24 protein-coding genes are annotated in these 21,001 nt (G+C 72.8%); 10 read left to right on the forward strand and 14 right to left on the reverse strand.

Going from position 1 to position 21,001, the window contains the following annotated elements:
* The 8 genes from gspN to gspG form a co-directional block, all read right to left on the reverse strand.
* A complete protein-coding gene (gene gspN / locus LRS07_RS04190) occupies window positions 1–921 on the reverse strand; it encodes a type II secretion system protein N (RefSeq protein ID WP_260500752.1) in 921 nt (306 codons plus the stop codon).
* Between the two features lie 25 nt (window positions 922–946).
* A complete protein-coding gene (locus tag LRS07_RS04195; protein WP_260500753.1) occupies window positions 947–1,417 on the reverse strand; it encodes a type II secretion system protein M in 471 nt (156 codons plus the stop codon).
* The gene (gspL, locus tag LRS07_RS04200; RefSeq protein ID WP_260500754.1) at window positions 1,347–2,711 is read right to left on the reverse strand and encodes a type II secretion system protein GspL; all 1,365 of its coding nucleotides are present in this window, start codon (window positions 2,709–2,711) and stop codon (window positions 1,347–1,349) included. The genes LRS07_RS04195 and gspL overlap by 71 nt, the downstream gene beginning before the upstream one ends.
* Window positions 2,712–2,817: 106 nt before the next feature.
* Window positions 2,818–3,771, reverse strand: a complete 954-nt coding sequence (gspK, locus tag LRS07_RS04205) for a type II secretion system minor pseudopilin GspK (RefSeq protein ID WP_260500755.1) — start codon at window positions 3,769–3,771, stop codon at window positions 2,818–2,820.
* On the reverse strand, window positions 3,768–4,445 hold the full coding sequence (locus LRS07_RS04210) for a prepilin-type N-terminal cleavage/methylation domain-containing protein (protein ID WP_260500756.1): 678 nt from the start codon (window positions 4,443–4,445) through the stop codon (window positions 3,768–3,770). The genes gspK and LRS07_RS04210 overlap by 4 nt, the downstream gene beginning before the upstream one ends.
* The gene (gspI, locus tag LRS07_RS04215; RefSeq protein WP_260500757.1) at window positions 4,442–4,816 is read right to left on the reverse strand and encodes a type II secretion system minor pseudopilin GspI; all 375 of its coding nucleotides are present in this window, start codon (window positions 4,814–4,816) and stop codon (window positions 4,442–4,444) included. Before gspI ends, LRS07_RS04210 begins: the two co-directional genes overlap by 4 nt.
* On the reverse strand, window positions 4,813–5,343 hold the full coding sequence (locus tag LRS07_RS04220) for a pilus assembly FimT family protein (protein WP_260500758.1): 531 nt from the start codon (window positions 5,341–5,343) through the stop codon (window positions 4,813–4,815). The genes gspI and LRS07_RS04220 overlap by 4 nt, the downstream gene beginning before the upstream one ends.
* Window positions 5,270–5,716, reverse strand: a complete 447-nt coding sequence (gspG, locus tag LRS07_RS04225) for a type II secretion system major pseudopilin GspG (RefSeq protein WP_260500759.1) — start codon at window positions 5,714–5,716, stop codon at window positions 5,270–5,272. The genes LRS07_RS04220 and gspG overlap by 74 nt, the downstream gene beginning before the upstream one ends.
* 167 nt (window positions 5,717–5,883) lie before the next feature.
* Here gspG and LRS07_RS04230 point away from each other — a divergent pair, with 167 nt between their 5' ends.
* Window positions 5,884–6,474 (forward strand): type II secretion system protein N, encoded by a 591-nt coding sequence (locus LRS07_RS04230; protein ID WP_260500760.1) that lies wholly within the window; start codon window positions 5,884–5,886, stop codon window positions 6,472–6,474.
* A gap of 16 nt (window positions 6,475–6,490) precedes the next feature.
* On the opposite strand, the gene LRS07_RS04235 is transcribed toward LRS07_RS04230, so the two are convergent.
* Both LRS07_RS04235 and ilvA read right to left on the reverse strand, forming a co-directional pair.
* Window positions 6,491–7,600 (reverse strand): nicotinate-nucleotide--dimethylbenzimidazole phosphoribosyltransferase, encoded by a 1,110-nt coding sequence (locus LRS07_RS04235; protein ID WP_260500761.1) that lies wholly within the window; start codon window positions 7,598–7,600, stop codon window positions 6,491–6,493.
* Between the two features lie 78 nt (window positions 7,601–7,678).
* Window positions 7,679–9,256 (reverse strand): threonine ammonia-lyase, biosynthetic, encoded by a 1,578-nt coding sequence (gene ilvA / locus LRS07_RS04240; protein WP_260500762.1) that lies wholly within the window; start codon window positions 9,254–9,256, stop codon window positions 7,679–7,681.
* A 275-nt stretch (window positions 9,257–9,531) separates the two neighbouring features.
* On the opposite strand from ilvA, the gene LRS07_RS04245 reads away from it, so the two are divergent.
* A complete protein-coding gene (locus tag LRS07_RS04245; protein WP_260500763.1) occupies window positions 9,532–9,957 on the forward strand; it encodes an OsmC family protein in 426 nt (141 codons plus the stop codon).
* Between the two features lie 71 nt (window positions 9,958–10,028).
* Here LRS07_RS04245 and coq7 read toward each other — a convergent pair whose 3' ends face one another.
* Window positions 10,029–10,661 carry a 2-polyprenyl-3-methyl-6-methoxy-1,4-benzoquinone monooxygenase gene (gene coq7, locus LRS07_RS04250; protein WP_409450594.1) on the reverse strand — a complete coding sequence of 211 codons (633 nt, stop codon included), beginning with the start codon at window positions 10,659–10,661 and terminating at the stop codon, window positions 10,029–10,031.
* Window positions 10,662–10,892: 231 nt separating this feature from the next.
* Here coq7 and LRS07_RS04255 point away from each other — a divergent pair, with 231 nt between their 5' ends.
* The 7 genes from LRS07_RS04255 (at window position 10,893) to LRS07_RS04285 (ending at window position 16,469) form a co-directional block, all read left to right on the forward strand.
* A complete protein-coding gene (locus tag LRS07_RS04255) occupies window positions 10,893–11,885 on the forward strand; it encodes a porin (RefSeq protein ID WP_260500764.1) in 993 nt (330 codons plus the stop codon).
* A 151-nt stretch (window positions 11,886–12,036) separates the two neighbouring features.
* A complete protein-coding gene (locus LRS07_RS04260) occupies window positions 12,037–12,540 on the forward strand; it encodes a DUF3047 domain-containing protein (RefSeq protein WP_260500765.1) in 504 nt (167 codons plus the stop codon).
* Window positions 12,446–12,679 (forward strand): DUF3047 domain-containing protein, encoded by a 234-nt coding sequence (locus LRS07_RS04265; RefSeq protein ID WP_409450595.1) that lies wholly within the window; start codon window positions 12,446–12,448, stop codon window positions 12,677–12,679. Before LRS07_RS04260 ends, LRS07_RS04265 begins: the two co-directional genes overlap by 95 nt.
* 43 nt (window positions 12,680–12,722) lie before the next feature.
* Window positions 12,723–13,700, forward strand: a complete 978-nt coding sequence (locus tag LRS07_RS04270; RefSeq protein ID WP_260500767.1) for an ABC transporter permease — start codon at window positions 12,723–12,725, stop codon at window positions 13,698–13,700.
* 35 nt (window positions 13,701–13,735) lie between these two features.
* Window positions 13,736–14,635 (forward strand): ABC transporter permease, encoded by a 900-nt coding sequence (locus tag LRS07_RS04275; RefSeq protein WP_409450626.1) that lies wholly within the window; start codon window positions 13,736–13,738, stop codon window positions 14,633–14,635.
* On the forward strand, window positions 14,632–15,612 hold the full coding sequence (locus tag LRS07_RS04280) for an ABC transporter ATP-binding protein (RefSeq protein ID WP_260500768.1): 981 nt from the start codon (window positions 14,632–14,634) through the stop codon (window positions 15,610–15,612). Before LRS07_RS04275 ends, LRS07_RS04280 begins: the two co-directional genes overlap by 4 nt.
* Window positions 15,609–16,469 carry an ATP-binding cassette domain-containing protein gene (locus tag LRS07_RS04285; RefSeq protein ID WP_260500769.1) on the forward strand — a complete coding sequence of 287 codons (861 nt, stop codon included), beginning with the start codon at window positions 15,609–15,611 and terminating at the stop codon, window positions 16,467–16,469. The genes LRS07_RS04280 and LRS07_RS04285 overlap by 4 nt, the downstream gene beginning before the upstream one ends.
* A 37-nt stretch (window positions 16,470–16,506) precedes the next feature.
* Here the strand turns inward: LRS07_RS04285 and lysA are convergent, their stop codons facing one another.
* Window positions 16,507–17,796: a diaminopimelate decarboxylase gene (gene lysA / locus LRS07_RS04290; RefSeq protein ID WP_260500770.1), complete on the reverse strand. Its 1,290-nt coding sequence runs from the start codon at window positions 17,794–17,796 to the stop codon at window positions 16,507–16,509.
* Between the two features lie 10 nt (window positions 17,797–17,806).
* Window positions 17,807–18,037, reverse strand: coding sequence for an LPS translocon maturation chaperone LptM (gene lptM, locus LRS07_RS04295; protein WP_260500771.1), 231 nt, complete (start codon window positions 18,035–18,037; stop codon window positions 17,807–17,809).
* A 27-nt stretch (window positions 18,038–18,064) separates the two neighbouring features.
* Between lptM and cyaY the strand changes: the two genes are divergently transcribed.
* A complete protein-coding gene (gene cyaY, locus LRS07_RS04300) occupies window positions 18,065–18,418 on the forward strand; it encodes an iron donor protein CyaY (RefSeq protein ID WP_260500772.1) in 354 nt (117 codons plus the stop codon).
* Between the two features lie 7 nt (window positions 18,419–18,425).
* Here cyaY and LRS07_RS04305 read toward each other — a convergent pair whose 3' ends face one another.
* Window positions 18,426–20,774, reverse strand: a complete 2,349-nt coding sequence (locus LRS07_RS04305; protein WP_509909126.1) for a penicillin-binding protein 1A — start codon at window positions 20,772–20,774, stop codon at window positions 18,426–18,428.
* Between the last annotated feature and the right edge of the window lie 227 nt (window positions 20,775–21,001).

Here is a 21,001-nt window from a genome sequence, read left to right on the forward strand (position 1 = left end):
TCATCCGATCGAAATGAGGGACAGCGCGCCCTGGCGCCGGCCGATGATGTTCAGCAGGTTGTTCAAGGCCGCTTCCTGGCCCGGGGCGGCCCGCGCGTCGCCGCGGAAACGCAGCCGCCCGGCGGTGATGCGGCCGTCGCCCTGCAGTTGCAGCGCGCCTTCCAGCGTCGTCAGCGAGACGGCCGCGCCGCCTTCGTTCTCGCCCTGCACGGTCAGGCGGTAGCTGCCCAGCCGTTCGAGCGTGGAGACGCGGGAGCCGACGTCGATGAGCAGCAGGTCGGCGCGGCCGTCGACGCGCCAGCGGCCTTCCACCGTCTCCACCACCAGGCCGGGCGAGGACAGCCGCACCAGGCCGTTCAGCTGCAGCGTGTTCCACGGCGTGCCCAGCCCCGACAGCAGCGACGCCGGCACCTGCACCACCCAGCCCGCCTCGCGGGAGGCCGGCGGCGGCACCAGGGTCCACTGCAGGCGGCCGAAGCCCGGCCTGAGCAGCAGCTGCGGCTCGCCGTTGAGGCAGCAGGCCTGCGTCAGCCGCAGCGCCAGCGCCAGCCCCTCGGTGCCCAGCCGCCAGTGCAGGCGGTCGGGCAGGGCGGTGGCGTCGCGGCTGTCGGCACCACCGGTCAGCACCAGCAGGGCGCTGCCCGACCAGACGCTGCCGCGCACCTCGGTCAGCAGCAGCCGGCCTTCCGTCGCCCGGTTGACCGCCGCGGCCAGCCAGCTTGCCGGGGCGAACGCGAGCAGCCCGACCAGCAGGCCGACGATCAGCCCCCAGCGGCCGGCGTGGAAGGCCGCCTTGCGCGTCTTCTGCCAGGCCAGCTCCATCAGCGTGGATTCGGCGAAGGCGCTGCGCGCCCCCGCGCGTTGCGGCGCGACGGTGCGGCGGCGCACCGGCAGCCGCGAGACCAGCCAGCCGGCCTTCACCGCCCGCCCTCCGACATCGCGACGGTCAGGGTCCCGGAGAAGCCGTTCGGGCCGCGGCTGAGCTGCACGTCCACCGGCCGCGCGCGCGGGCGCTGCGCGCCTCGGCCAGCCAGTCGCGCAGCGGGCCGGGTCCGGCCCCGTTGACGCTGAGCACCGCGCGGTCGCCCTGCACCTGCAGCCGACCCTTCTCGCCCAGCCGTGCGGTGGCTGCCTGCAGCGCGCCGACCGCCTGGCCGGGCGGCAGCGGCGGCGTGTTGCGCAGCTCGCGCGCCTCGGCGGCCAAGCGCTGCATCTGCAGCAGTTCGGTGTCCAGGCGGGCCAGCTCCAGCGGCGCGGCCTGCGCGGTGCGCCAGGCCGGTTGCACGAACAGGCTCCACAGCAACAGCAGGCCGATGACGGTGGTCGCGATCGTCAGCAGGCGGCGCTCACGCGGCGCGAGCAGGCGCCAGCGCGCCTGCCATTGCGCCTGGCGCGCGGCCAGCGCCGGCGGCAGCACCGGACGGCGCGGCGCGGAGAACGTGGACGGGGGGAACCTGCTGCTCACAACGCAACCTTCGCGGCTGGGGGCGCTGCAGCGTCACGCGCTGCTCGGCGGAGCGGTCGAGCCGCCAGCCGGCCGCCGCCAGTTGGCTGGCGAACTGCTGCACCTCGGCGTCGGACCAGCCGGCCACGCCCAGCGTCAGCCGGCCGGGCTCGAAGCGCAGGGCGTCCGTGGGTCCCTTGCCGGGGGGCCACGCGGCGGCGGCGGCCTGCAGCAGGGCCTCCAGGTCGTCTTCGCCGCTGCGCCCGGCGGCGGCGCGCAGCAGTTCGGTCTCCCGGCGCATCTGCACGGCGGCGTCGACCACCACCGGCACCTGCGGATGCGCCTGCTTCAGCAGGTCGGCCATGGCGGCCCGGCGCTGCGCCACCTCGCCGCGCTGGTGCCAGGCGTAGGCGTTGAGGCCCACCAGCTGCAGCACGACCAGGCTGGCCAGGCCCCAGCGCACCGGACGCCAGGCCGGCGTGCGCCAGCGCTGCCAGGCGGTGCGCAGCGCGCGCACGCCGCGGTGGCGCACCGCGAGGTCGAACTGGCGCAGGTTCCACAGCGAGCGGGTGGCCTGCAGGCCGCGCTCTTCCGGGCTCATCACCGACACCGGCAGGCCCAGCCAACGTTCGGCCTGGGCGGCCACCGCCGGCGCCGCGGTGAAGCGGGCGGCCTGCGTCACCTCGGGCGACAGCAGCGCGCGGGCCAGCGTGCCCTGCAGGCGCATGGGCACGACGCCGTTGGCGTCGGACCAGACCAGCCGCAGGTGCACGCTGTCCGGCGTGGCGCCCTCGTCGAGGGCCTCGAAGTGGCCCTGCGCCAGTTCGTCCGGCCAGGACATCGGCACCACGCGGTCGACCACCCGGTCGTTGCGTTCCAGGGCGGCCAGTTCGCCGGCCAGCCAGGGCCGGTTGACCACCGCCACCCAGGCGCTGCTGCCGGCGTCGGCGTCCGGGGCGAGGGCGAGGTGGACCTGCTCGGGCTCGTCGAGCAGCCCGTCCTCAAGCAGGCCGCCGAGGGCCGCGCGCAGCCGGCCGGCCGGCGCCTTCGGCACGGTGACCCGGTGCCAGGCGACGTCGGCGTCGGCCAGCACGGCGACGACGGTGTCGGCCCGCGGCAGCAGCGACGGCGCGCAGCGGCCGCTGCTGTGCACGAGCAGGCCGTCCTGGCTGAGGGCGTAGACCAGCTCGCGCGCCGGCGCGGACGCGGGCGCCTCGGCGGCGCTCAGGCGGCCGCGTGGCGGAAGGAGGACGACGAGGGTGGACATGAACAACCGAGGCTATCGACTTTGTCTGACAGCGGCAATCTTGAATGCAGGCAAATCAACGACTTAAACCGTGTTGTTGCAGCTTCTTCGGCGCGGCGCGCGGGCGTCAGCGGGGTGTCCAGCCGGGCACGTCGACCTCGGCCTCCAGCGGCAGCGGTTCGCGCGACAACGCGGTGACGGTGCTGCCGCTGCGCTGGATCACGGTGCGTTGGCGCAGCACCCGGTCGTCCAGCCGCAGCTGGGCGAGGATCTCGAAGAAGCTGGTGTTGACGGAGAGCTGACCGGCGCCCACCTGCGCCGTCGGCGGCAGCGCGGGCAACGCCTTGTGGGGTCGGCTGGCGATGAGGCGGTCGGCCGTGGCCGGGTCCAGGTTCTCGACCACCGCGAGCAGCACCTCACGAGAGGCGGTGTTGACGTTGACGGCGGTGTCGTCGCGAGGCAGGACCGTCGTCCATTGTGACAGCCGGGCGAGGGCGGCCGGCGGCACGCCGAACCAGGCCAGCTGGTCCACCGAGCGCGGGCGCAGCGGCCCGTCGGTGGCCTGCAGGTCCCAGGCCTGCGCCAGCCGCTGCGCCAACTGGTCGGCATCGGCGGCGGACAGTCCCGCCATCCCGCACAGCCGGCGCAGCACCCGGCGCTCTTCCTCGAAGGCACCCGGCCGCGCCAGCCGTCGCAGGTTGTAGCGCGACTGCAGGTCGACGATGCGGCCGGACAGGAAGGCCTCCGGCCCGTCCCCGGCGGCGTTGCCGTCGGTGGCGAGGAAGCTGGACAGCCGCGCCTCGGCCAGCGGCGTGGCCCAGGTCTCGCCGAGTTCATCGACCACGCTGGAGGTCTTGCCGTCCTCGCTGAGCAGCAGCCGGCCCCAGTCGGCGGCGCCGATCAGCATCCAGGCGGCCTGCGTGCGGGCACGCTCGGCAGCCTCGACCTGCACGCCGCGCCACTGCTGCCAGACCATCGCCGACGCCAGCGTGGTGACCAGCGTGAGCACGACCATGGCGACCAGCAGCGCGGCGCCGCGCTGGGCCGTCGGTGCCGGCCACCGGGAAGCGGTGCGCCTCACGGCTGCGGCCCCATCAGCACGTCGCGGGTGACCTGCCCGCCGCCGGCCAGCGTCAGCACCAGCCGCACGCCGCGGGGAACGCCCTGGCGGGTGGTCGGCGGGCGCGGCGCGGACGCCCCCGAGGCCGGCGGTGGCGGCGCCTGCACGCTGCCACCGGCCACCGCCAGGTTGCCGGTGGACTGTGCGTTGCTCCAGGCGCTGCCCCACCAGAAGTAGACCTGCACGGCCTGCACCCCGTCGAGCGCGACCACCTGCTCGCGTTCGCTGCCGTCCAGCAGCTGGCTGCGCTGCCAGGCCTGGTCGAGCTGGCCCAAGCTCAGCAGCGGCTGCCCGGCCCAGCGCAGGAAGCGGCCGCCCTTGAAGCTCCAGGCCACCAGCTGCGCACCGTCCGCGGTCCGCCGCAGCAGGCGCAGCGTGGCGCCGTCGAAGGCCACCGCGGGTGGGGCCCGCTCCGCCTCCGCGTCGTACAGCGCCGCCAGGTCCTGCTCGAACTGGGTCAGCACGGTGGCCAGGCGCAGGCTGCGCTCCATGCGGTCCTGGCCGGCGCGGTTGGCCGTCTGCAGCGCCTGCACGCCCCGTTGCGCCATCGCCGCCATCACCGCCATGACCATCAGCGCCACCAGCACCTCGACGAGGGTGAAGCCGCGGGCGCGGTGCCGTGCCGGCGCGGTCACTGGTTGCGCCCGATCACGGTGGACAGCGTCAGCAGCACCCGGCCCTCGGCGTCGCTCATCTGCGTGTCGACGCGGCGGAAGTTCGGGTTGAGCGTGGGCCGCACGATGAGCCGGCCGCGGTAGGTGCGGCCCAGCTGCTCGCAGGCGAAGTCGCTGTCGCCGACGCCCGGCATCTGGCCGCGCAGCAGCTTCAGGCCGGTCAGCTGGTTGTCTGCGCACCACTGCGCGCCGGTGATGTCGGCCAGGCGTTCGGCGTTGTCGGTCAGCGCGCCGGCCGCCTTGATGCCGGCGCCGAGGGCGATGGCGACGATGGCCAGCGCCACCAACACCTCGACGAGCGTGAAGCCCTGCTGGCGATGGTGCGGCGTCACGGCGCGGTCTCCGGCACCACGGCGAAGGGTGCCAGCCCGTCGGTGCCCAGCAGCAGCTGCTCGGCGCCGAGCCGCAGCAGCACGCGCTGCGCCGGGATCATCGCCTCTGGGCCGAGCAGCAGCACCGGGCGGCCGATCACCTCGGCGCGGACCTCGGACGCCAGCCAGCGCTGGGGCAGCTTCAGCTGCGGCGGCAGGCCTTCGAAGCGGAAGCCGGCCGGCGTGCCGCGGTCGTCGGCCGGCACCGGCCGCCAGCGCACGACCAGGCCGGCGGACCGCGCCTCGGTGCGGGCGGATTCCAGCAGCGCCGCCAGGCGCATCGCCTCGCGTTCGAGGCGGCCGGCCACCGGATCGCGCAAGGCCAGGGACGCCACGCCGACGGCGATGGCGATCAAGGCGACGACGACGATCAGCTCGACCAGCGTGAAGCCGCGCGCCCTGCGGCGCGGGGCGTCACTGCCAGGAGCCGATGTCCGCGTTCTTGCCCTCGCCACCGGCCTGCCCGTCGGCGCCGAAGCTGAACACATCGATGTCGCCGCGCACGCCCGGGTTCAGGTACTGGTAGGGCCGGCCCCAGGGGTCGTTGGGCAGCTTCTCCAGGTACGGCTTCCAGTTCGCGGGCACCGGCCCGGCGGTCGGCCGCTGCACCAGCGACTGCAGGCCCTGCTCGCCGCTGGGGTAACGCTGGTTGTCCAGCCGGTACAGCTTGAGCGCCTGCATCAGGTTGTTGACGTCGGTGCGGGCGGCGGTGACGCGGGCGTCGTCGGCCCGGTCGAGCACGTTGGGCACGATCAGCGCGGCCAGCACGCCGATGATGACCACCACGACCATCAGCTCGATCAGCGTGAAGCCGCGGCCGAGCCGCCGGGGCGACAGAAGGAAAGCACGGGAAAACGTCATCGCATGGCGGGCGGGTGGCCCCATCGGCTGCAGGAGAGGAAGGCGCGAGGCGCAGGCCGGGCCGACAGTGTGGCGCCGGCGCGGGCGGCGGGCAGCGGCATATGACGCGCCGAAGGCCGCCACATCCGGCCTTTGCCCGGCATGCCGTCCATGATAATCGCCGCATCATGGCGGCACGTTGGCTGGCGTTTCTGGTGTGGGCGGTCGTCGGAGCCGGGGCGATGTTCTGGCTCGCCCGCCTGGCCGGCGGCGGCCCGTCGGTGCCGGCGCACGCCAGCGTGGCCCCGTCCACCGTGGCCCAGCGCGGGCCGCTGTCGCGGGTGCTGGGCGAAGAGGCCCTGCCGGTGGCCGCGACCCCCGATGCGCCGGCCGCCTCGCCCGCGTCCAGCCGCTTCAAGCTGGTCGGCGTCGTCGCGCCGCGCGGCTCGGCGACGTCTGTCGCCGTGGCGCTGATCGCCGTGGACAACAAGCCGGCGCGCGCCTACCGCATCGGCGCGGTGGTCGATGGCGACATGGTGCTGCAGACGGTGGCCGCCCGCAGCGCGGCGCTGGGTCCGCGCGAGGGCCAGGCCCAGGTGCAGCTCGAACTGCCGCCGCTGCCGCCGCCGGCCACCGGCAGCCTGCCGGGCGCGTCCGGCCTGGCCTCGGGGGTGCCGTCGGTGCCGCCGTCCGTGCCGCCGTCGCCGATCGGCTCGCTGCCGCCCGGCGCGGGGCAACCGATCCTGGTGCCGCCGCCGCGTCCCGAAGCGGTTCGCTGACGGCCTCGGCCGGTGGTCAAGCGACCGTCGGCACGCCCACGGTCGGCAACTCGTCGGACAGCGTCGGCATCAGCGAGGCGCTCACGCCGGGCCGCGACGGCCCCGCCTCTTCACCCTCCGCCACCTCGGTCAGCAGCGCCGCGGCGCCGCGCACCAGCGGCCAGGCCAGCGGCGCGCCGGTGCCGTCGACGCTGTCCAGGCCGACTTCCAGCAGCGCGCTGGCGTGCAGGCACTGCAGCGCATGGTCGAGCGACGGCCGGCCGTGGCTGCGGCTGAAGACGCAGTAGTCGATCACCGGCGGCGCGACGCGGCAGGCGACGGCCAGCGCCGCCAGCGCCGGCAGGCCATCGACCAGGACGAGGTGCCGCTTGCTGGCGGCCACCAGCATGAGGCCGGTGATCATGGCGATCTCGAAACCGCCGAAGCTGGCCAGCACCTCGATCGCGTCCTGCACCTCCCGGTGGCGCGCCTGCGCGGCCTGCCCGACGAGCAGCAGGTGGTCGAGTTCCTCGGCCGGCATGTCGGGCGAGCGCAGCAGCAGCTCGCGCAGCGGCCGATCGCACAGCCGCGACAGCACCAGCGCCGCCGATTCCGAGGCGCCGACGCCCAGCCCGGCGCACGCCACCGCGTTGCCGTCCAGCGCGTCGCCGATCTCCATGCCGGCGCGCAGGGCGGCGTGCGCCTGGTCGAGGTTCATCGCCGCGCCCACGCGGCAGTTGCGAGTGCCGTGGGCGATCTTGCGCACCAGCAGGTGTTCGTGCGGCAGGGCGACGGCGTCGGCCATGCCGGCGTCCACCACCGTCAGCCGCATGTGCTGCAGCCGGGCGAACACCGGCAGGGGGAGCCGGCCGGCGAGCAGCCGGCGCACCGTCTCGTGCGTCGGCGGCTGTTCCGGCGGCACGATGCCGTCGACCACCAGGCCGTGGTCGGCGGCGAAGACGACGATCTGCGGTTCGTGCAGTCGCGGCTTCAGCGTGTTCTGCATCAGCCCGAGCCGGATGGCAAGGGGCTCCAGTTCACCCAGGCTGCCGGCGGCCTGGCTGCGCCGGCGCAGCTTGTCGCGCAAGGCCCGCTCCAGCACCGGGTTGGCGGTCGGCGAAATCAGCGAGTGCGGGGAGGTGGTCATCGGGGCCGGCCGGTGCCGGACGTGGTGGCGGCCGGATTGTCGGTGCCCGGCACCGGCGGCGACAAGACCGGCGTCTCGCTAGCGCAGGAACCCGCGGTACACCGGGTTGTCCGTCTCCTCGACGAAGGGGTAGCCCAGCCCGTCGAGGAAGCGCTTGAGGCCGCGGCGGTCGGCCTTGGGCACCTGCAGCCCGACCAGGATGCGGCCGTAGTCGGCGCCCTGGTTGCGGTAGTGGAAGAGGCTGATGTTCCAGTCCGGGTGCATCGCGCTCAGGAATCGCATCAGGGCCCCCGGACGCTCGGGGAAGACGAAGCGGAAGAGCTGCTCGTCCACGGCCAGCGGCGAGCGGCCGCCGACCATGTGGCGCACATGCTCCTTGGCCATCTCGTTGTCCGTCAGGTTGACGGTGGCGAAGCCCTGGCGCGTGAAGGTGCGTTCGAGCTTGTCGGCCTCGGCCCGCTCGCCGATGGCGATGCCGACGAACACATGCGCCACCTTGGGGTCGGCGATGCGGTAGTTGAACTCGGTCACGCTGCGCGGGCCGACGGCCTCGCAGAAGCGTCGGAAGCTGCCCCGCTCTTCCGGGATGGAGACGGCGAACAGCGCCTCCCGCTGCTCGCCGAACTCGGCCCGCTCGGCGACGAAGCGCAGGCGGTCGAAGTTCATGTTGGCGCCGCAGGTGATGGCGACGAAGGTCTGCCCCTTGGCCTTCTTCTCCTGCACCCACTGCTTGACCGCGGCCACGCCCAGCGCGCCGGCCGGCTCGACGATGCGCCGGGTGTCCTGGAACACATCCTTGATGGCGGCGCAGACGGCGTCGGTGTCGACGACGACGAAGTCGTCGACCAGCTCGCGCGTCATGCGGAAGGTCTCCTCGCCGACCAGCTTGACGGCGGTGCCGTCGGAGAACAGGCCGACATCGTGGAGCTGCACGCGGCGCCCGGCGCGCACCGAGCGCACCATGGCGTCGGAGTCGGTGGTCTGCACGCCGATCACCTGCACCTCCGGCCGCACCGCCTTGAGGTAGGCCGCCACGCCGGAGATCAACCCGCCGCCGCCGATGGCCACGAACACGGCGTCGAGCCGGCCCGGGTGCTGGCGCAGGATCTCCATCGCGATCGTGCCCTGACCGGCGATCACGTCCGGGTCGTCGAACGGATGGACGAAGGTCAGGCCCTTGGCCGCCTCCAGCTGCTTGGCGTGGAGGTAGGCGTCGGAATAACTTTCGCCTTCGAGCACGACCTGGCCGCCGAGCTGCCGCACCGCGTCGACCTTGACCTGCGGCGTCGTCACCGGCATCACGATGACCGCCTTGCAGCCGAGCCGCGCCGCCGACAGCGCCACCCCCTGCGCATGGTTGCCCGCCGAGGCGCAGATCACGCCGCGCTTGAGCGCCTCCCGCGGCAGGTGCGCCATCTTGTTGTAGGCGCCGCGCAGCTTGAAGCTGAACACCGGCTGCTCGTCCTCGCGCTTGAGCAGCACCTCGTTGCCCAGCCGCTGCGACAGCGACGGCGCCCGCTGCAGCGGCGTTTCGATCGCCACGTCGTAGACCTTGGCCGTGAGGATGCGGCGCAGGTAGTCCTGGGACGCGGTACCGGTGCGGCGGCGCGCGGCGGCGGCGGGGCGGGACGAGGGGCGGTCGGCGGCGCGGGGCATGGGGTCTCGAGCAGGGCCGCGGATGATACGAAAGCGGGACAGAAAAAAGCCCGGGACCGTGAGGTCCCGGGCTCAAACCACCTTTGGGGGGTGGAGGAGACAACCGGTCGGGGAACTGGCTTCCCGGGGCGCCTGGCAGTGGGCCAGGTCAGCCTGATGCGTTGAGGTGATTGTAGGCGTCGTCATGCTGCGCTGCAATATCCCTGTCGCACCACGGGCGGCGCTGTTGGGCCATCGGCACAATCCCGTGATTCCCCTCGTGAAGAAGGACGCAGATGGACTGCACGGTCAACTGGGTGCCGGCCACCGGCATGGGCTTCGTCGCCGAAACGGGCAGCGGGCACCTCATCACCATGGACGGCGCCCCCGACGGGGGCGGTCGCAACCTGGCCGCGCGGCCGATGGAGACACTGCTGGCCGGCGCGGGCGGCTGCACCGCCTATGACGTGGTGCTCATCCTGAAGCGTGGACGCCACGACGTGACCGGCTGCAGCGTGCGCCTGCACGCGGAGCGGGCGCCGAGCGACCCGAAGGTCTTCACCCGCATCGCGCTGCATTTCACCGTCACCGGCCGCAAGCTGCCCGCCGACGCCGTGGCCCGCGCGATCCAGCTGTCACACGACAAGTACTGCTCGGCGACCATCATGCTCGCCAAGACGGCCGAGATCGTGACCACCCACGAGGTGGTCGAACTGCCCTGACCGTCCCGTCCCCGGAAGGCTGAGCCCTTCGACCCGCCCGGATGCCCGGGCCCCGGACATCCGGGCGCCGGTCAGATCCGGTGCGCGGTCGCCGTCATCACCTTCGCGGCGGCCCGCATCGCCCAGCGCACGGGGGCTGGAAGGTCGACCCCGCCGCCGGCCCGCGCCGCCTGGCCGTGTCCGGCTTCGTCGCGCTTCATCTGCTCGACGATGGCCCGCGAGCGCATGTCTTCCGCGGGCAGTCGTGCCAAGTGTCCGTCCAGGTGGGCCTCGACCTGGCGCTCGGTTTCCACCACGAAGCCCAGGCTCACCCGGTCGCCGAGCCGGCCCGCCACCGCCCCGATGGCGAAGGCGCCGGCGTACCACAGCGGGTTCAGCAGGCTGGGCCGGCTGCCCAGCTCGGCCAGGCGCTGCTCGGTCCACGCCAGGTGGTCCTGCTCGTCGCGCGCCGCCGCCAGCAGTTGCTCGCGCAGGGCGGGCGAGCGGGTGGTGAGCGCCTGAGCCTGGTACAGCGCCTGCGCGCAGACCTCGCCGACGTGGTTGACGCGCATCAGGGTGCCGGATTCGCGCCGCGCCCCCGGTGCAAGCGGCAGGTCCGACACCTCGGCCGACGGCGTCGGCCGAACGGCCCGCGTGCCGCCGGAGACTGCCCGGAGGGCGGCGTCGAGCTGGCTCAGGAGGTGGTCGCTCAGGGTGGTAGGCATTCGATTGAGGATAGTCGGCGGTGCAATATGGTGCAGCGGTGACCCAGGGTGAACCCTAGGCACCGTTGTGGGGAGGCAACAAACCGAGGGCCCAAACGGCCTCGGCGCTTTCCAAGCCGTTCAGTGCTCTGTTGGAATAGGGCCAGCTTCCGCAAAGGAGGTCGGCCCGACCACCCTGCCAAGGGCGTGCCGTTCGGGACCTCTGTTGTTCCAACCTGGAGAGATAGTGCAATGAAAAAATCCCTGATCGCCCTCGCCGCGCTCGGCGCGTTCGCCGGCGCCGCCTCGGCCCAGTCGTCGGTCACCATCTACGGCATCATCGATGTCGGCGTGTCCAAGCTCAACGGCGGCACGAGCGTGCTCAACGGCGGCCCGGCCGGCACCATCGGTATCCGTGACGGCTACTCCGTGAAGCCGTCCACCAGCAACCGTCTTGGCTTCCGTGGCACCGAAGACCTCGGCGGCGGCTTGAAGGCGAACTTCGTCATCGAGCATCGCTTCCGTCCGGATGACGGCACCCTCGAATCCTCGACGACCTTCTGGCAAGGTCAATCGTGGGTGGGTCTGAGCGGCAACTTCGGTGAAGTGCGCCTCGGCCGTCAGTACGTGCCGGCCTTCTACATCGGCCTGGCGTCGGATCCCTGGGGCTACGACTACAACGTGGCGGGTGCCAACCTGTTCACCCGTGGCGCCACCGGCGGCACGGATGTCACCCGCTCGCCCAACGCGGTCGGCTACCGGACGCCGAACCTGAGCGGCTTCACGGCTGAAGTCCAGGTCGCGGCCGGCGAAGGCAGCGCTGCCGAGATCAGCAACCGTCGCAACGTCGGTGCGAACGTGATGTACAGCGGCGGCCCTCTGTCTGCCGGCGTTGGCTACAACGACACCGACACGGTGGCGACCCAGCGTTACTGGAACTCGTTCGTCGCCTATGACCTGGGCTTCGTCCGCCCGGTGGTCGCCTACTCCCGCACGACCGTCGGCACCGTCGACACGACGTCGTACCTGGTCGGCGCCACCGCGCCCCTGGGTGGTGGTCGCCTGAAGGCGGTCGCGGCCCGCAAGAACCCGGACGGTGGCAACAACAACACCACCAAGTTCGGTCTCGGCTACGAGTACTTCCTGAGCAAGCGCACCAGCGTCCACGCCGACGTTGGCACCGCGAAGACCCAGAACCTGACCCGCACCACCGGCGTCGAAGCCGGCGTCAAGCACGTCTTCTGATCGGAAGCCCGCGTCCCGCGGGCCTTCGATGCAGGTTGCAGGGCTGCCTTCGGGCAGCCCTTTTTGTTGGATGAGCGCAAACCCCATTTCCCTCGCGCGGCGCCGCTGGCTCGCGGCGGCGGCGTCGATCGGCGCGGCCGGCTGCGCTCCGATGCCGAAGCGGCCGGCCGCCGTGGCGTTGCCGCAGCCCGAGCAGTGGAAGCACTATCCGCTGCCCGGCAAGCGGCCGACGGTCTACGAGCCGCTGTCGCTGGACGGCCGCTCGGTGGTGCGGGCCCGGTCGCAGGCGTCGGCCAGCATGTGGCGCAAGCGGCTGAGGGTGCCACCGCAGGCGCTCGGCCGCGTGCGCTTCGAATGGCTGGTGGACCGTCTGGTGCCGGGCGCCGACCTGCGCGACGTCGACCGCTCCGACTCGCCGGTCAACCTGGTGCTGGCCTTCGACGGCGACCGCTCGCGCCTGTCCGCGCGCAACCGCATGCTGTTCGAACTGGCCGAGGCCGTGAGCGGGGGAGGAGCCGCCCTACGCCACCATGATGTACGTCTGGTCGGAGCAATTGCCGGTGGGCAGCGTGGTGCGCAGCGGCCGCTCGGACCGCATCCGCAAGATCGTCGTCGAGAGCGGCCGGGCCCGGCTCGGCCGCTGGCAGCGCCATGAACGCGACATCGCCGCCGACTTCCGCGCGGCCTTCGACGAAGAGCCCGGCCCCCTGATCGGCATCGCCCTGATGACCGACAGCGACAACACCGGCACCAGCGCGGAGGCCTGGTACGGCGAGGTCGAGTTGTTGCCGTGAGGCCGTCGACGGCCTCGGCCCGCGCTTTGCATCGACCCTGCCGATGCTCGCCTTCCTGATCCGCCGCCTGCTGCAGGGTGCGGCGGTCCTGCTCGTGGTGGCCTTCGGCGCCTTCCTGCTGTTCCAGTTCGTCGGCGACCCGGTGCTGCAGGTGCTGGGCACCGAGGCCACGCCGCAGCAGCGGCAGGCGCTGCGCGCGGAGCTGGGACTGGACCAGCCCGTGCCGGTGCAGTTCGCCCGCTTCGTCGGCCAGGCGCTGCAGGGCGATTTCGGCATCAGCCTGCGCCAGGGACGGCCGGTGGCCACGCTGCTGGCCGAACGCCTGCCGGCCACGCTGGAGCTCGCCGGCCTGGCCGCCGTGCTGGCCCTGCTGCTGGGCATTCCGCTCGGCGCCTACGCCGCGGTGCGGCGCGGCCGGCCGCTGGCCGAGGCGGTGATGGCGCTGTCGCTGCTCGGCGTGTCGGTGCCCACCTTCCTCATCGGCATCGTGCTGATCCTGCTGTTCGCGGTGCTGCTGCCCTGGCTGCCCAGCTTCGGCCGCGGCGAGGTGGTCGCACTCGGCGGCTGGACCACCGGCCTGCTGAGTGCCGACGGCTGGCGCCACCTGCTGCTGCCGGCGGTGACGCTGGCGGTGTTCCAGCTCGCCCTGGTGCTGCGCCTGGTGCGCGCGGAAATGCTGGAGGTGCTGCAGCGCGACCACATCCGCTTTGCCCGCGCCCGCGGCCTGCCGGAGGGCCGCATCCTGCTGCGCCATGCGCTGCCCAACACCCTGGTGCCGGTGATCACCGTGGTCGGTCTGCAGCTGGGCTCGCTGATCGCCTTCTCCATCGTCACCGAGACGGTGTTCCAGTGGCCCGGGCTGGGCCTGCTGTTCATCCAGGCGGTTCAGTTCTCCGACATCCCGGTGATGGCGGCCTACCTCTGCCTGATCGGGGCGGTGTTCGTCGCCATCAACCTGGTGGTCGACCTGCTCTATGCGGCGGTCGACCCGCGGCTGGGCTGGCGCGGGACCACGGCGTGAGCGACCCGGCCGCGGTCTCCGCATCGCCGCTCCCGTTGGCCGCGCGCATCGACGGGTGGCGCCGCCGTTGGGGCGTGCTGCCGACGCTGGCGGCCGCGCTGCTGCTGTGCGCGGTGGTCGGCGCGCTCTTCGCGCCCTGGCTGGCACCGCAGGACCCGTCCGAACTGGCCTCGCTCAACCTGATGGACGCCCGCCGGCCGCCGGCCTGGATGGCCGACGGCCTGGCCGCCTACCCGCTGGGCAGCGACGACCAGGGACGCGACCTGCTGTCGGCGGTGCTGTTCGGGCTGCAGGTCTCGCTGGCGGTCGCGGTGACCGCGGTGCTGCTGTCGCTGCTGGTCGGCATCGCGGTCGGCCTGTGGGCCGGCTGGGCGGGCGGCGTGGTCGACGCCGTCCTGATGCGGCTGTGCGACGTCGCGCTGTCGTTCCCGTCGCTGCTGGTGGCGCTGCTGGTCGACGGGGTGGCGCGCGCGCTGTGGCCCGAGGCGCCGACCGCGCTGGCGCTGGCGGTGCTGGTGCTGGCCATCGCGCTCACCGGCTGGGTGCCCTACGCGCGCACGGTGCGCGCCGCGACCCGCATCGAGCGCGGCAAGGACTACGTGAGTGCCGCCCGCCTGCTGGGGCTGCGGCCGGTGCGTCTGCTGCGCCGGCACGTGCTGCCCAACGTGCTGCAGCCGGTGCTGGTGCTGGGCACGCTGCAGGTGGGGTCGGCCATCGTGTTGGAGGCCACGCTGTCCTTCCTCGGCGTGGGCGTGCCGCCCACGGCGCCGTCGCTCGGCACGCTGATCCGCAACGGCAACGACTTTTTGTTCTCCGGCGAATGGTGGATCTTCGCGGTGCCGGGGGCCGCCCTGCTGCTGGTGGCGGTCAGCATCAACCTGATCGGCGATGCGCTGCGCGACGCCTTCGATCCGCGGCTGGGGCGGGCACCATGAGCCGCGCCGAGCCGCTGCTGCAGGTGCGGGGCCTGCACCTGGAGGCGGTCGACGGCCCTCGAAGGCGCCCGCTGCTGCAGGACGTGGACCTGGTGCTTCGGGCCGGCGAAGTGCTCGGCCTGGTGGGGGAATCGGGCGCCGGCAAGTCGCTGACCGGCCAGGCGGTGCTGGGGCTGCTGCCGAACGGGGTGCGGCAGGCCGCCGGCGAGATCCGCTTCGACGGCCGGCGCCTGGACGGGCTGCCGCCGAAGGACTGGGCACGCCTGCGCGGGCGCCACATCGGCGCCATCTTCCAGGACCCGCTGGCCGCGCTGAACCCGCTGCAGTCGATCGGCGCGCAGCTGGTCGAGACGCTGCGGGTGCACCACCGGCTGGGCGCGGACGCCGCGCGCGAGGAGGCGCTGGCGCTGCTGTCGTCGGTCGGCCTGTCCGAGCCGGCCGCGCGCTTCGGCCAGTACCCGCACCAGTTCTCCGGCGGCATGCGGCAGCGGGTGGTCATCGCGCTGGCGCTGGCCGGGCGGCCGCGGCTGCTGATCGCCGACGAGCCCACCACGGCGCTCGACGTCTCGGTGCAGGCGCAGGTGCTCGCGCTGCTGCAGGGGCTGTGCCGACAGCAGGGCGTGGCGCTGCTGCTGGTCAGCCACGACATGGGCGTCATCGCCCAGATGTGCGACCGCGTCGCGGTGCTGTACGCCGGCCGCGTCGTCGAGACCGGTCCGGTGGCGTCGGTGGTCGGCCTGCCAGCCCATCCGTACACCGCCGCGCTGATGGCCGCGATCCCGACCTTGCAGGGTGGGCCGGTGACCGCCATCCCCGGTCGCATGCCGGCGCCTGGCGACCGGCCGCCGGGCTGCGCCTTCCATCCGCGCTGTCCCCACCGTTTCGAGCGCTGCGTGCAGCAGGTGCCGCCGCTGCTCGCGGCCGGTGGGGCGCATGCGGCGTGCTGGCTTCACGAGGGCGGGGGCGCGGCGCCGTGACCACGCCGGCGAACGACGCGCCGCTGCTGCAGGCCGACGGCCTGGTGCGCCGCTACGAGCTGTCCGGCCCCTGGCTGGAGCGCTGGCTGCGGGGCCGGTTCCGGCGCCAGTGGCTGCAGGCGGTCGACAAGGTGGACCTGCGGCTGGCCGCCGGCCGCACGCTGGGCGTGGTCGGTGAATCCGGCAGCGGCAAGAGCACCTTGGCCCGGCTGCTGGTCGGCCTGGAGCGGCCCGACGCCGGGCAGGTGCAGGTGAACGGCCAGCCGCTGCACCTGGGACGTCGGCCCAACCCGGCGCTGCGGGGGCGCCTGCAGATGGTCTTCCAGGACCCGATGGCCAGCCTCAACCCGCGTTGGCGGGTGGGCGCGCTGGTCGGCGAGCCGCTGCTGGAACTGCAGCCGGCGCTGCCGGCCGACGAGCGCGAGGCCCGCGTGGTGGCGCTGCTGCAGCGGGTGGGCCTGGCGGCCGAGGACCGCCATCGGTGGCCGCACGAGTTCTCCGGCGGCCAGCGCCAGCGCATCGCCATCGCCCGGGCGCTGATCACCGCGCCGGCGCTGCTGGTCTGCGACGAGCCCACCTCGGCGCTCGACGTGTCGGTGCAGGCCCAGGTGCTGGCGCTGCTGCGCGAGCTGCAGCAGGAGCACCGGCTGACCCTGGTCTTCATCTCGCACAACCTGGCGGTGGTGCGGCAGGTCAGCGACCAGGTGGGCGTGATGCTGCGCGGCCGGCTGGTGGAGGCGGGCACCGCCGAGGCGGTGTTCGAGCGGCCGCAGCACGCCTACACGCGCGCCCTGATCGAGGCGGTGCCCGATCCCCGCCGGCTCAGCCAGGACCGCAGAGAGACCAGGCCTTCGTAGGCAGGCTTCTCCACGCAGGTGGAGAGGCCTGTCCGATTCAGTCGATGAGCCGCTCCCCGGCGAACAGCGACTTCACGTCTTCCCGCTCGCGGATCAGCCACTGGCGGTCGCCTTCGACCATCACCTCGGCCGCCCGGCCGCGCGTGTTGTAGTTGCTCGCCATGGTCATGCCGTAGGCGCCGGCGGACAGCACCGCCAGCACGTCGCCGGGCTGCACCGCCAGCTCGCGGTCGCGGCCCAGCCAGTCGCCCGATTCGCACACCGGGCCGACGACGTCCCAGGTGGCCGCCGGCTCGTGGCGGCGTCGGCAGGGCACGATGCCCATCCAGGCCTCGTACATCGCCGGGCGCATCAGGTCGTTCATCGCGGCGTCGACGATGCAGAAGTTCTTGCCCTGCCCGGCCGTGCCCGCCTCGGCGCCGGGCTTGAGGTACAGCACCTCGGTGAGCAGCACGCCGGCGTTGCCGACCAGCGAGCGGCCCGGCTCGAGCAGCAGCTCCAGCGCGCCGTGGCCACGCGCGTCCAGCCGCTGCAGCACCTGGCGCACGAGGTCGCCGGCGGCCGGCGGCTGCTCGTCGCGGTAGGTGATGCCGAGGCCGCCGCCGACATCGAGGTGTTGCAGGGCGATGCCGTCGCGGGCCAGCGCCTCGACCAGGTCCAGCACGCGGTCGAGCGCGTCCAGGTAGGGGCTGGTCTCGGTGATCTGCGAGCCGATGTGGCAGTCGATGCCGACCACCTGCAGCGACGGCAGCGAGGCCGCCTCGCGGTAGACCGCCAGCGCCCGCTCGTGCGCGATGCCGAACTTGTTGTCGCGCAGGCCGGTGGAGATGTAGGGATGCGTGCCGGCGTCGACGTCGGGGTTCACGCGCAGGCTCACCGGGGCCCGCACGCCCAGGTCCCGCGCCACTTCGGCCAACACACGAAGCTCGGGTTCGCTCTCGATGTTGAAGCAGCGCACGCCGGCCTGCAACGCCCGGCGCATCTCCGCGCGGGTCTTGCCGACGCCGGAGAAGACGATGCGCGAGCCCTCGACGCCCACGGCCAGCACGCGCGCCAGTTCGCCGCCGGACACGATGTCGAAGCCGGCGCCGGCCTGCGCGAAGGTCTGCAGCACCGCCAGGCTGGAGTTCGCCTTCATCGCATAACAGACCAGGTGCGGCCGGCCGGCCAGCGCCTGCTCGTACGCCGCCAGGGCGCTGCGCATCGCGCTGCGCGAATAGGCGTAGAGCGGCGTGCCGTGCTCACGGGCCAGGGCCTGCAGGTCGCAGTCCTCGAGGTGGAGCGCATCGCCGCGCCAGCCGACGAAGGGCGCGCCGGGAAGGGTCATGGGGTGGTGGTCAGCGGCGGGACGAGGGCGCCGAGGCGGGCGTCGAGGGCTGCAGCACCGGGGGCGGTGGGACGTCGGCCGTGGCGGGGGCCGGCCTTGCCGGCAGCGGCAGCTCCAGCGGGCCCTTCTGGCCGCAGCCGGCCAGCACCAGGGCCGCCGCCGCAGCGATGAGGCCGACGCCCCGACGCCCGGAAGGGCGGGCGCCGCTGGCTAAACTGGTTCGGCCGCTGTGCTGTTGCATGGGCGGCCATTCTAGTTTCGACCCGCCATGACCGATCCCACCACCGCCCCGCTCACCGACGCCGAGTACCACCGCCTCACCGACGCCATCCTGGCCCGCGTCGAGGCGCAGGCCGACCGCTGGCTGCAGGACGACGTGGTGGACATCGACACCCGCCGCACCGGCGGCCTGCTGGAGCTCAGCCTGCCCGGCGGCAGCAAGATCGTGGTCAACACCCAGCCGCCCCTGCACGAGCTCTGGCTGGCCACGCGCGGCGGCGGCTACCACTTCCGTCATGCCGACGGCGTCTGGCGCGAGCGCACGGGGCGCGAGTTCTTCGAGCTGCTGTCGGAGCAGGCCAGCGCCCAGGCGGGTCAGCCGCTGCGGTTCAGCCCGACTTGAGTTTCGGTCAGCGGCGGAAGAGGTCGAGGATGCTGTTCCGCTCCTCTTCCGGTGACGCGGCGGGCGCGGCCGGGGTGGGTTCCACGCCCACGCTGGCCACGCCGCGGCCGGGCGCGTATTCCTCGAAGTACCACTCGCCGTTGAGGTTGACCACGCCCTCGGGCGGCTGCAGTTCCTGCACCGGCGCGTTGCGCAGCGCCTGCTGCATGTACTCGATCCACACCGGCAGGGCCAGCCCGCCGCCGGTCTCGCGGTCGCCCAGCTTGCGCGGCGTGTCGTAGCCGATCCACACCACCGCCACCAGGTTGGGTTGGTAGCCGGCGAACCAGGCGTCCATCGAATCGTTGGTGGTGCCGGTCTTGCCGTACAGGTCCGGCCGCTTCAGCGTGGCCTGCGCCTTGGCCGCGGTGCCGCTGCGCGTCACCTCCTGCAGCAGGCTGCTCATGACGAAGGCATTGCGCGCGTCCAGCGTGCGGTTCTCCTCGTCCAGCGGCAGCGGCTTGGCTTCGTGCAGCAACCGGCCCTTGGTGTCGGTGAGCTTGGTGATCAGCATCGGCGCCACCCGGTGGCCACCGTTGGCGAAGACGCCGTAGGCGGTGGCCATCTGCATCGGCGTGACCGAGCCGGCGCCCAGCGCCATCGTCAGGTACGCCGGGTGTTTTTCCGGCTCCAGGCCGAAGCGGGTGAGGAAGGTCTGCGCGTTCTGCGGGCCCACCCCCTGCAGCACCCGGATGGACACCATGTTCTTCGACTTGGCCAGCGCCCGGCGCAGCGTCATCGGACCTTCGAAGGTGCCGTCGTAGTTCTTCGGCTCCCAGGGCTGGCTGCCGGTGGAGCCGGCGTCGAAGAACAGCGGCGCGTCGTTGACCACGGTCGACGGCGTGTAGCCCCGCTCCAGCGCCGCCGAGTAGATGAAGGGCTTGAAGCTGGAGCCGGGCTGCCGCCAGGCCTGCGTCACGTGGTTGAACTTGCTCTTGCTGTAGTCGAAGCCGCCGACCAGCGCACGGATGGCGCCGGTGCGCGGGTCCAGCGCGACGAAGGCGCCTTCGACCTCGGGCACCTGCGTCAGCGTCCAGGCGTCCTTCGGTCCCTTGACCACGCGCACCACCGCGCCGCGGCGGATCTGTACCTTCGGGCCGGCCTTCTCCGACAGGCCCGACGCCACCGGCCGCAGGCCGTCGCCGGTGACGGTCACCGACTCGCCCGACTGCAGCACCGCCACCACCTTCTTCGGCGAGGCCTCCAGCACCACGGCCGCCTTCAGCTCGTCGTTGTCGGGGTGGTCGACCAGGGCCTCGGCGATGCGCGTGTCCAGCTGCTTGGGGTCGCCCGGCAGCTCGACGTAGGCCTCCGGCCCGCGGTAGACCTGGCGCCGCTCGTAGTCGAGCAGGCCGCGGCGCAGCGCCCGGTAGGCGGTGGCCTGTTCCTCGGCATTGACGGTGAGGTAGACGTTGAGGCCGCGGGTGTAGGCCTCGTCGCCGTACTGGCTGAACACCAGCTGGCGCGCGGTCTCGGCCACGTACTCGGCGTGCACCACGGTGGTCTGCGGGGGCCGGTAGCGCAGCGTCTGGTTCAGCGCCTGCTCGTGCTGCTCCGCCGTGATGAAGCCGTTGTCCAGCATGCGGTCGACGATGTAGCGCTGGCGGACGGTGGCGCGTCGGGGGTTGACGACCGGGTTGTAGGCCGAAGGGGCCTTGGGCAGCCCGGCCAGCATCGCGGCCTCGGCGACGGTCAGCTGCGCCAGCGGCTTGCCGAAGTAGGTCTCGCTGGCGGCGGCGAAGCCGTAGGCCCGCTGCCCCAGGTAGATCTGGTTCATGTAGACCTCAAGGATCTGCTCCTTGCTCATCAGCGTCTCGATCTTGAGCGCGAGCAGGATCTCGTAGATCTTGCGGGTGAAGGTCTTCTCGGTGGAGAGGTAGAAGTTGCGCGCCACCTGCATGGTGATGGTGGACGCACCCTGGCTGCGGACCTCGCCGAAGTTCGCCAGGCCGGCGCGCAGGACCCCGAGGTAATCGACGCCGGCGTGCTCGTAGAAGCGGGCGTCCTCGATGGCCAGCACCGCGTCCTGCATCACCTTCGGGATCTGCCCGATGGGCACGAAGTTGCGCCGCTCCTCGCCGTATTCGCCCAGCAGCACGTTGTCGGCGGAGTAGAGCCGCATCGGCAGCTTGGGCCGGTAGTCGGTGAGGCCGCTGACCTCCGGCAGGTTGGGGTAGGCCACCGCCAGCGCCACCGCCAGGAGGGCCGCGCCCGCGAACGTCGCCGCGGCGGCCAGCCCCAGCACCATGCCGCCCCAGCGCAGCAGGCGGCGGAGCCAGGGGCGGCCGCCTGCGGGGGCGGGAGGTGTCTTGGTCAAGGGCGCTGTGCGGGGGTGACGGCCGTCGATTATAGAAACCGGGTCCTGTCGCGACGGCCCGTCGGCGCCGGTTTCAATCTGACGCGAAAGACGCCTTGAGACCCGTCCAGCGGCGGCCGAAAACGGGTCTGCAGCGGCCTGGTTTCACGAGGTAAGGCGCCCACAACACCGGGCATTTTTCGTGGTTCCACAAAGGCTTTACTGCTAGCATTGAAGTAACTTATTAA

The sequence above is a fragment of the Aquabacterium sp. J223 genome (assembly GCF_024666615.1).
Taxonomy (GTDB): Bacteria; Pseudomonadota; Gammaproteobacteria; order Burkholderiales; family Burkholderiaceae_C; genus J223.

Excerpts from the sequence above, each read along its gene's own strand:
- gspL (WP_260500754.1), bottom strand. The coding sequence starts at position 2,711 with ATGTCCACCCTCGTCGTCCTCCTTCCGCCACGCGGCCGCCTGAGCGCC.
- LRS07_RS04220 (WP_260500758.1), bottom strand. The coding sequence starts at position 5,343 with ATGTGTTCAGCTTCGGCGCCGACGGGCAGGCCGGTGGCGAGGGCAAGA.
- gspG (WP_260500759.1), bottom strand. The coding sequence starts at position 5,716 with ATGACGTTTTCCCGTGCTTTCCTTCTGTCGCCCCGGCGGCTCGGCCGC.
- LRS07_RS04230 (WP_260500760.1), top strand. The coding sequence starts at position 5,884 with ATGGCGGCACGTTGGCTGGCGTTTCTGGTGTGGGCGGTCGTCGGAGCC.
- LRS07_RS04235 (WP_260500761.1), bottom strand. The coding sequence starts at position 7,600 with ATGACCACCTCCCCGCACTCGCTGATTTCGCCGACCGCCAACCCGGTG.
- ilvA (WP_260500762.1), bottom strand. The coding sequence starts at position 9,256 with ATGCCCCGCGCCGCCGACCGCCCCTCGTCCCGCCCCGCCGCCGCCGCG.
- LRS07_RS04245 (WP_260500763.1), top strand. The coding sequence starts at position 9,532 with ATGGACTGCACGGTCAACTGGGTGCCGGCCACCGGCATGGGCTTCGTC.
- coq7 (WP_409450594.1), bottom strand. The coding sequence starts at position 10,661 with ATGCCTACCACCCTGAGCGACCACCTCCTGAGCCAGCTCGACGCCGCC.
- LRS07_RS04255 (WP_260500764.1), top strand. The coding sequence starts at position 10,893 with ATGAAAAAATCCCTGATCGCCCTCGCCGCGCTCGGCGCGTTCGCCGGC.
- LRS07_RS04260 (WP_260500765.1), top strand. The coding sequence starts at position 12,037 with ATGCCGAAGCGGCCGGCCGCCGTGGCGTTGCCGCAGCCCGAGCAGTGG.
- LRS07_RS04270 (WP_260500767.1), top strand. The coding sequence starts at position 12,723 with ATGCTCGCCTTCCTGATCCGCCGCCTGCTGCAGGGTGCGGCGGTCCTG.
- LRS07_RS04280 (WP_260500768.1), top strand. The coding sequence starts at position 14,632 with ATGAGCCGCGCCGAGCCGCTGCTGCAGGTGCGGGGCCTGCACCTGGAG.
- lysA (WP_260500770.1), bottom strand. The coding sequence starts at position 17,796 with ATGACCCTTCCCGGCGCGCCCTTCGTCGGCTGGCGCGGCGATGCGCTC.
- lptM (WP_260500771.1), bottom strand. The coding sequence starts at position 18,037 with ATGCAACAGCACAGCGGCCGAACCAGTTTAGCCAGCGGCGCCCGCCCT.
- cyaY (WP_260500772.1), top strand. The coding sequence starts at position 18,065 with ATGACCGATCCCACCACCGCCCCGCTCACCGACGCCGAGTACCACCGC.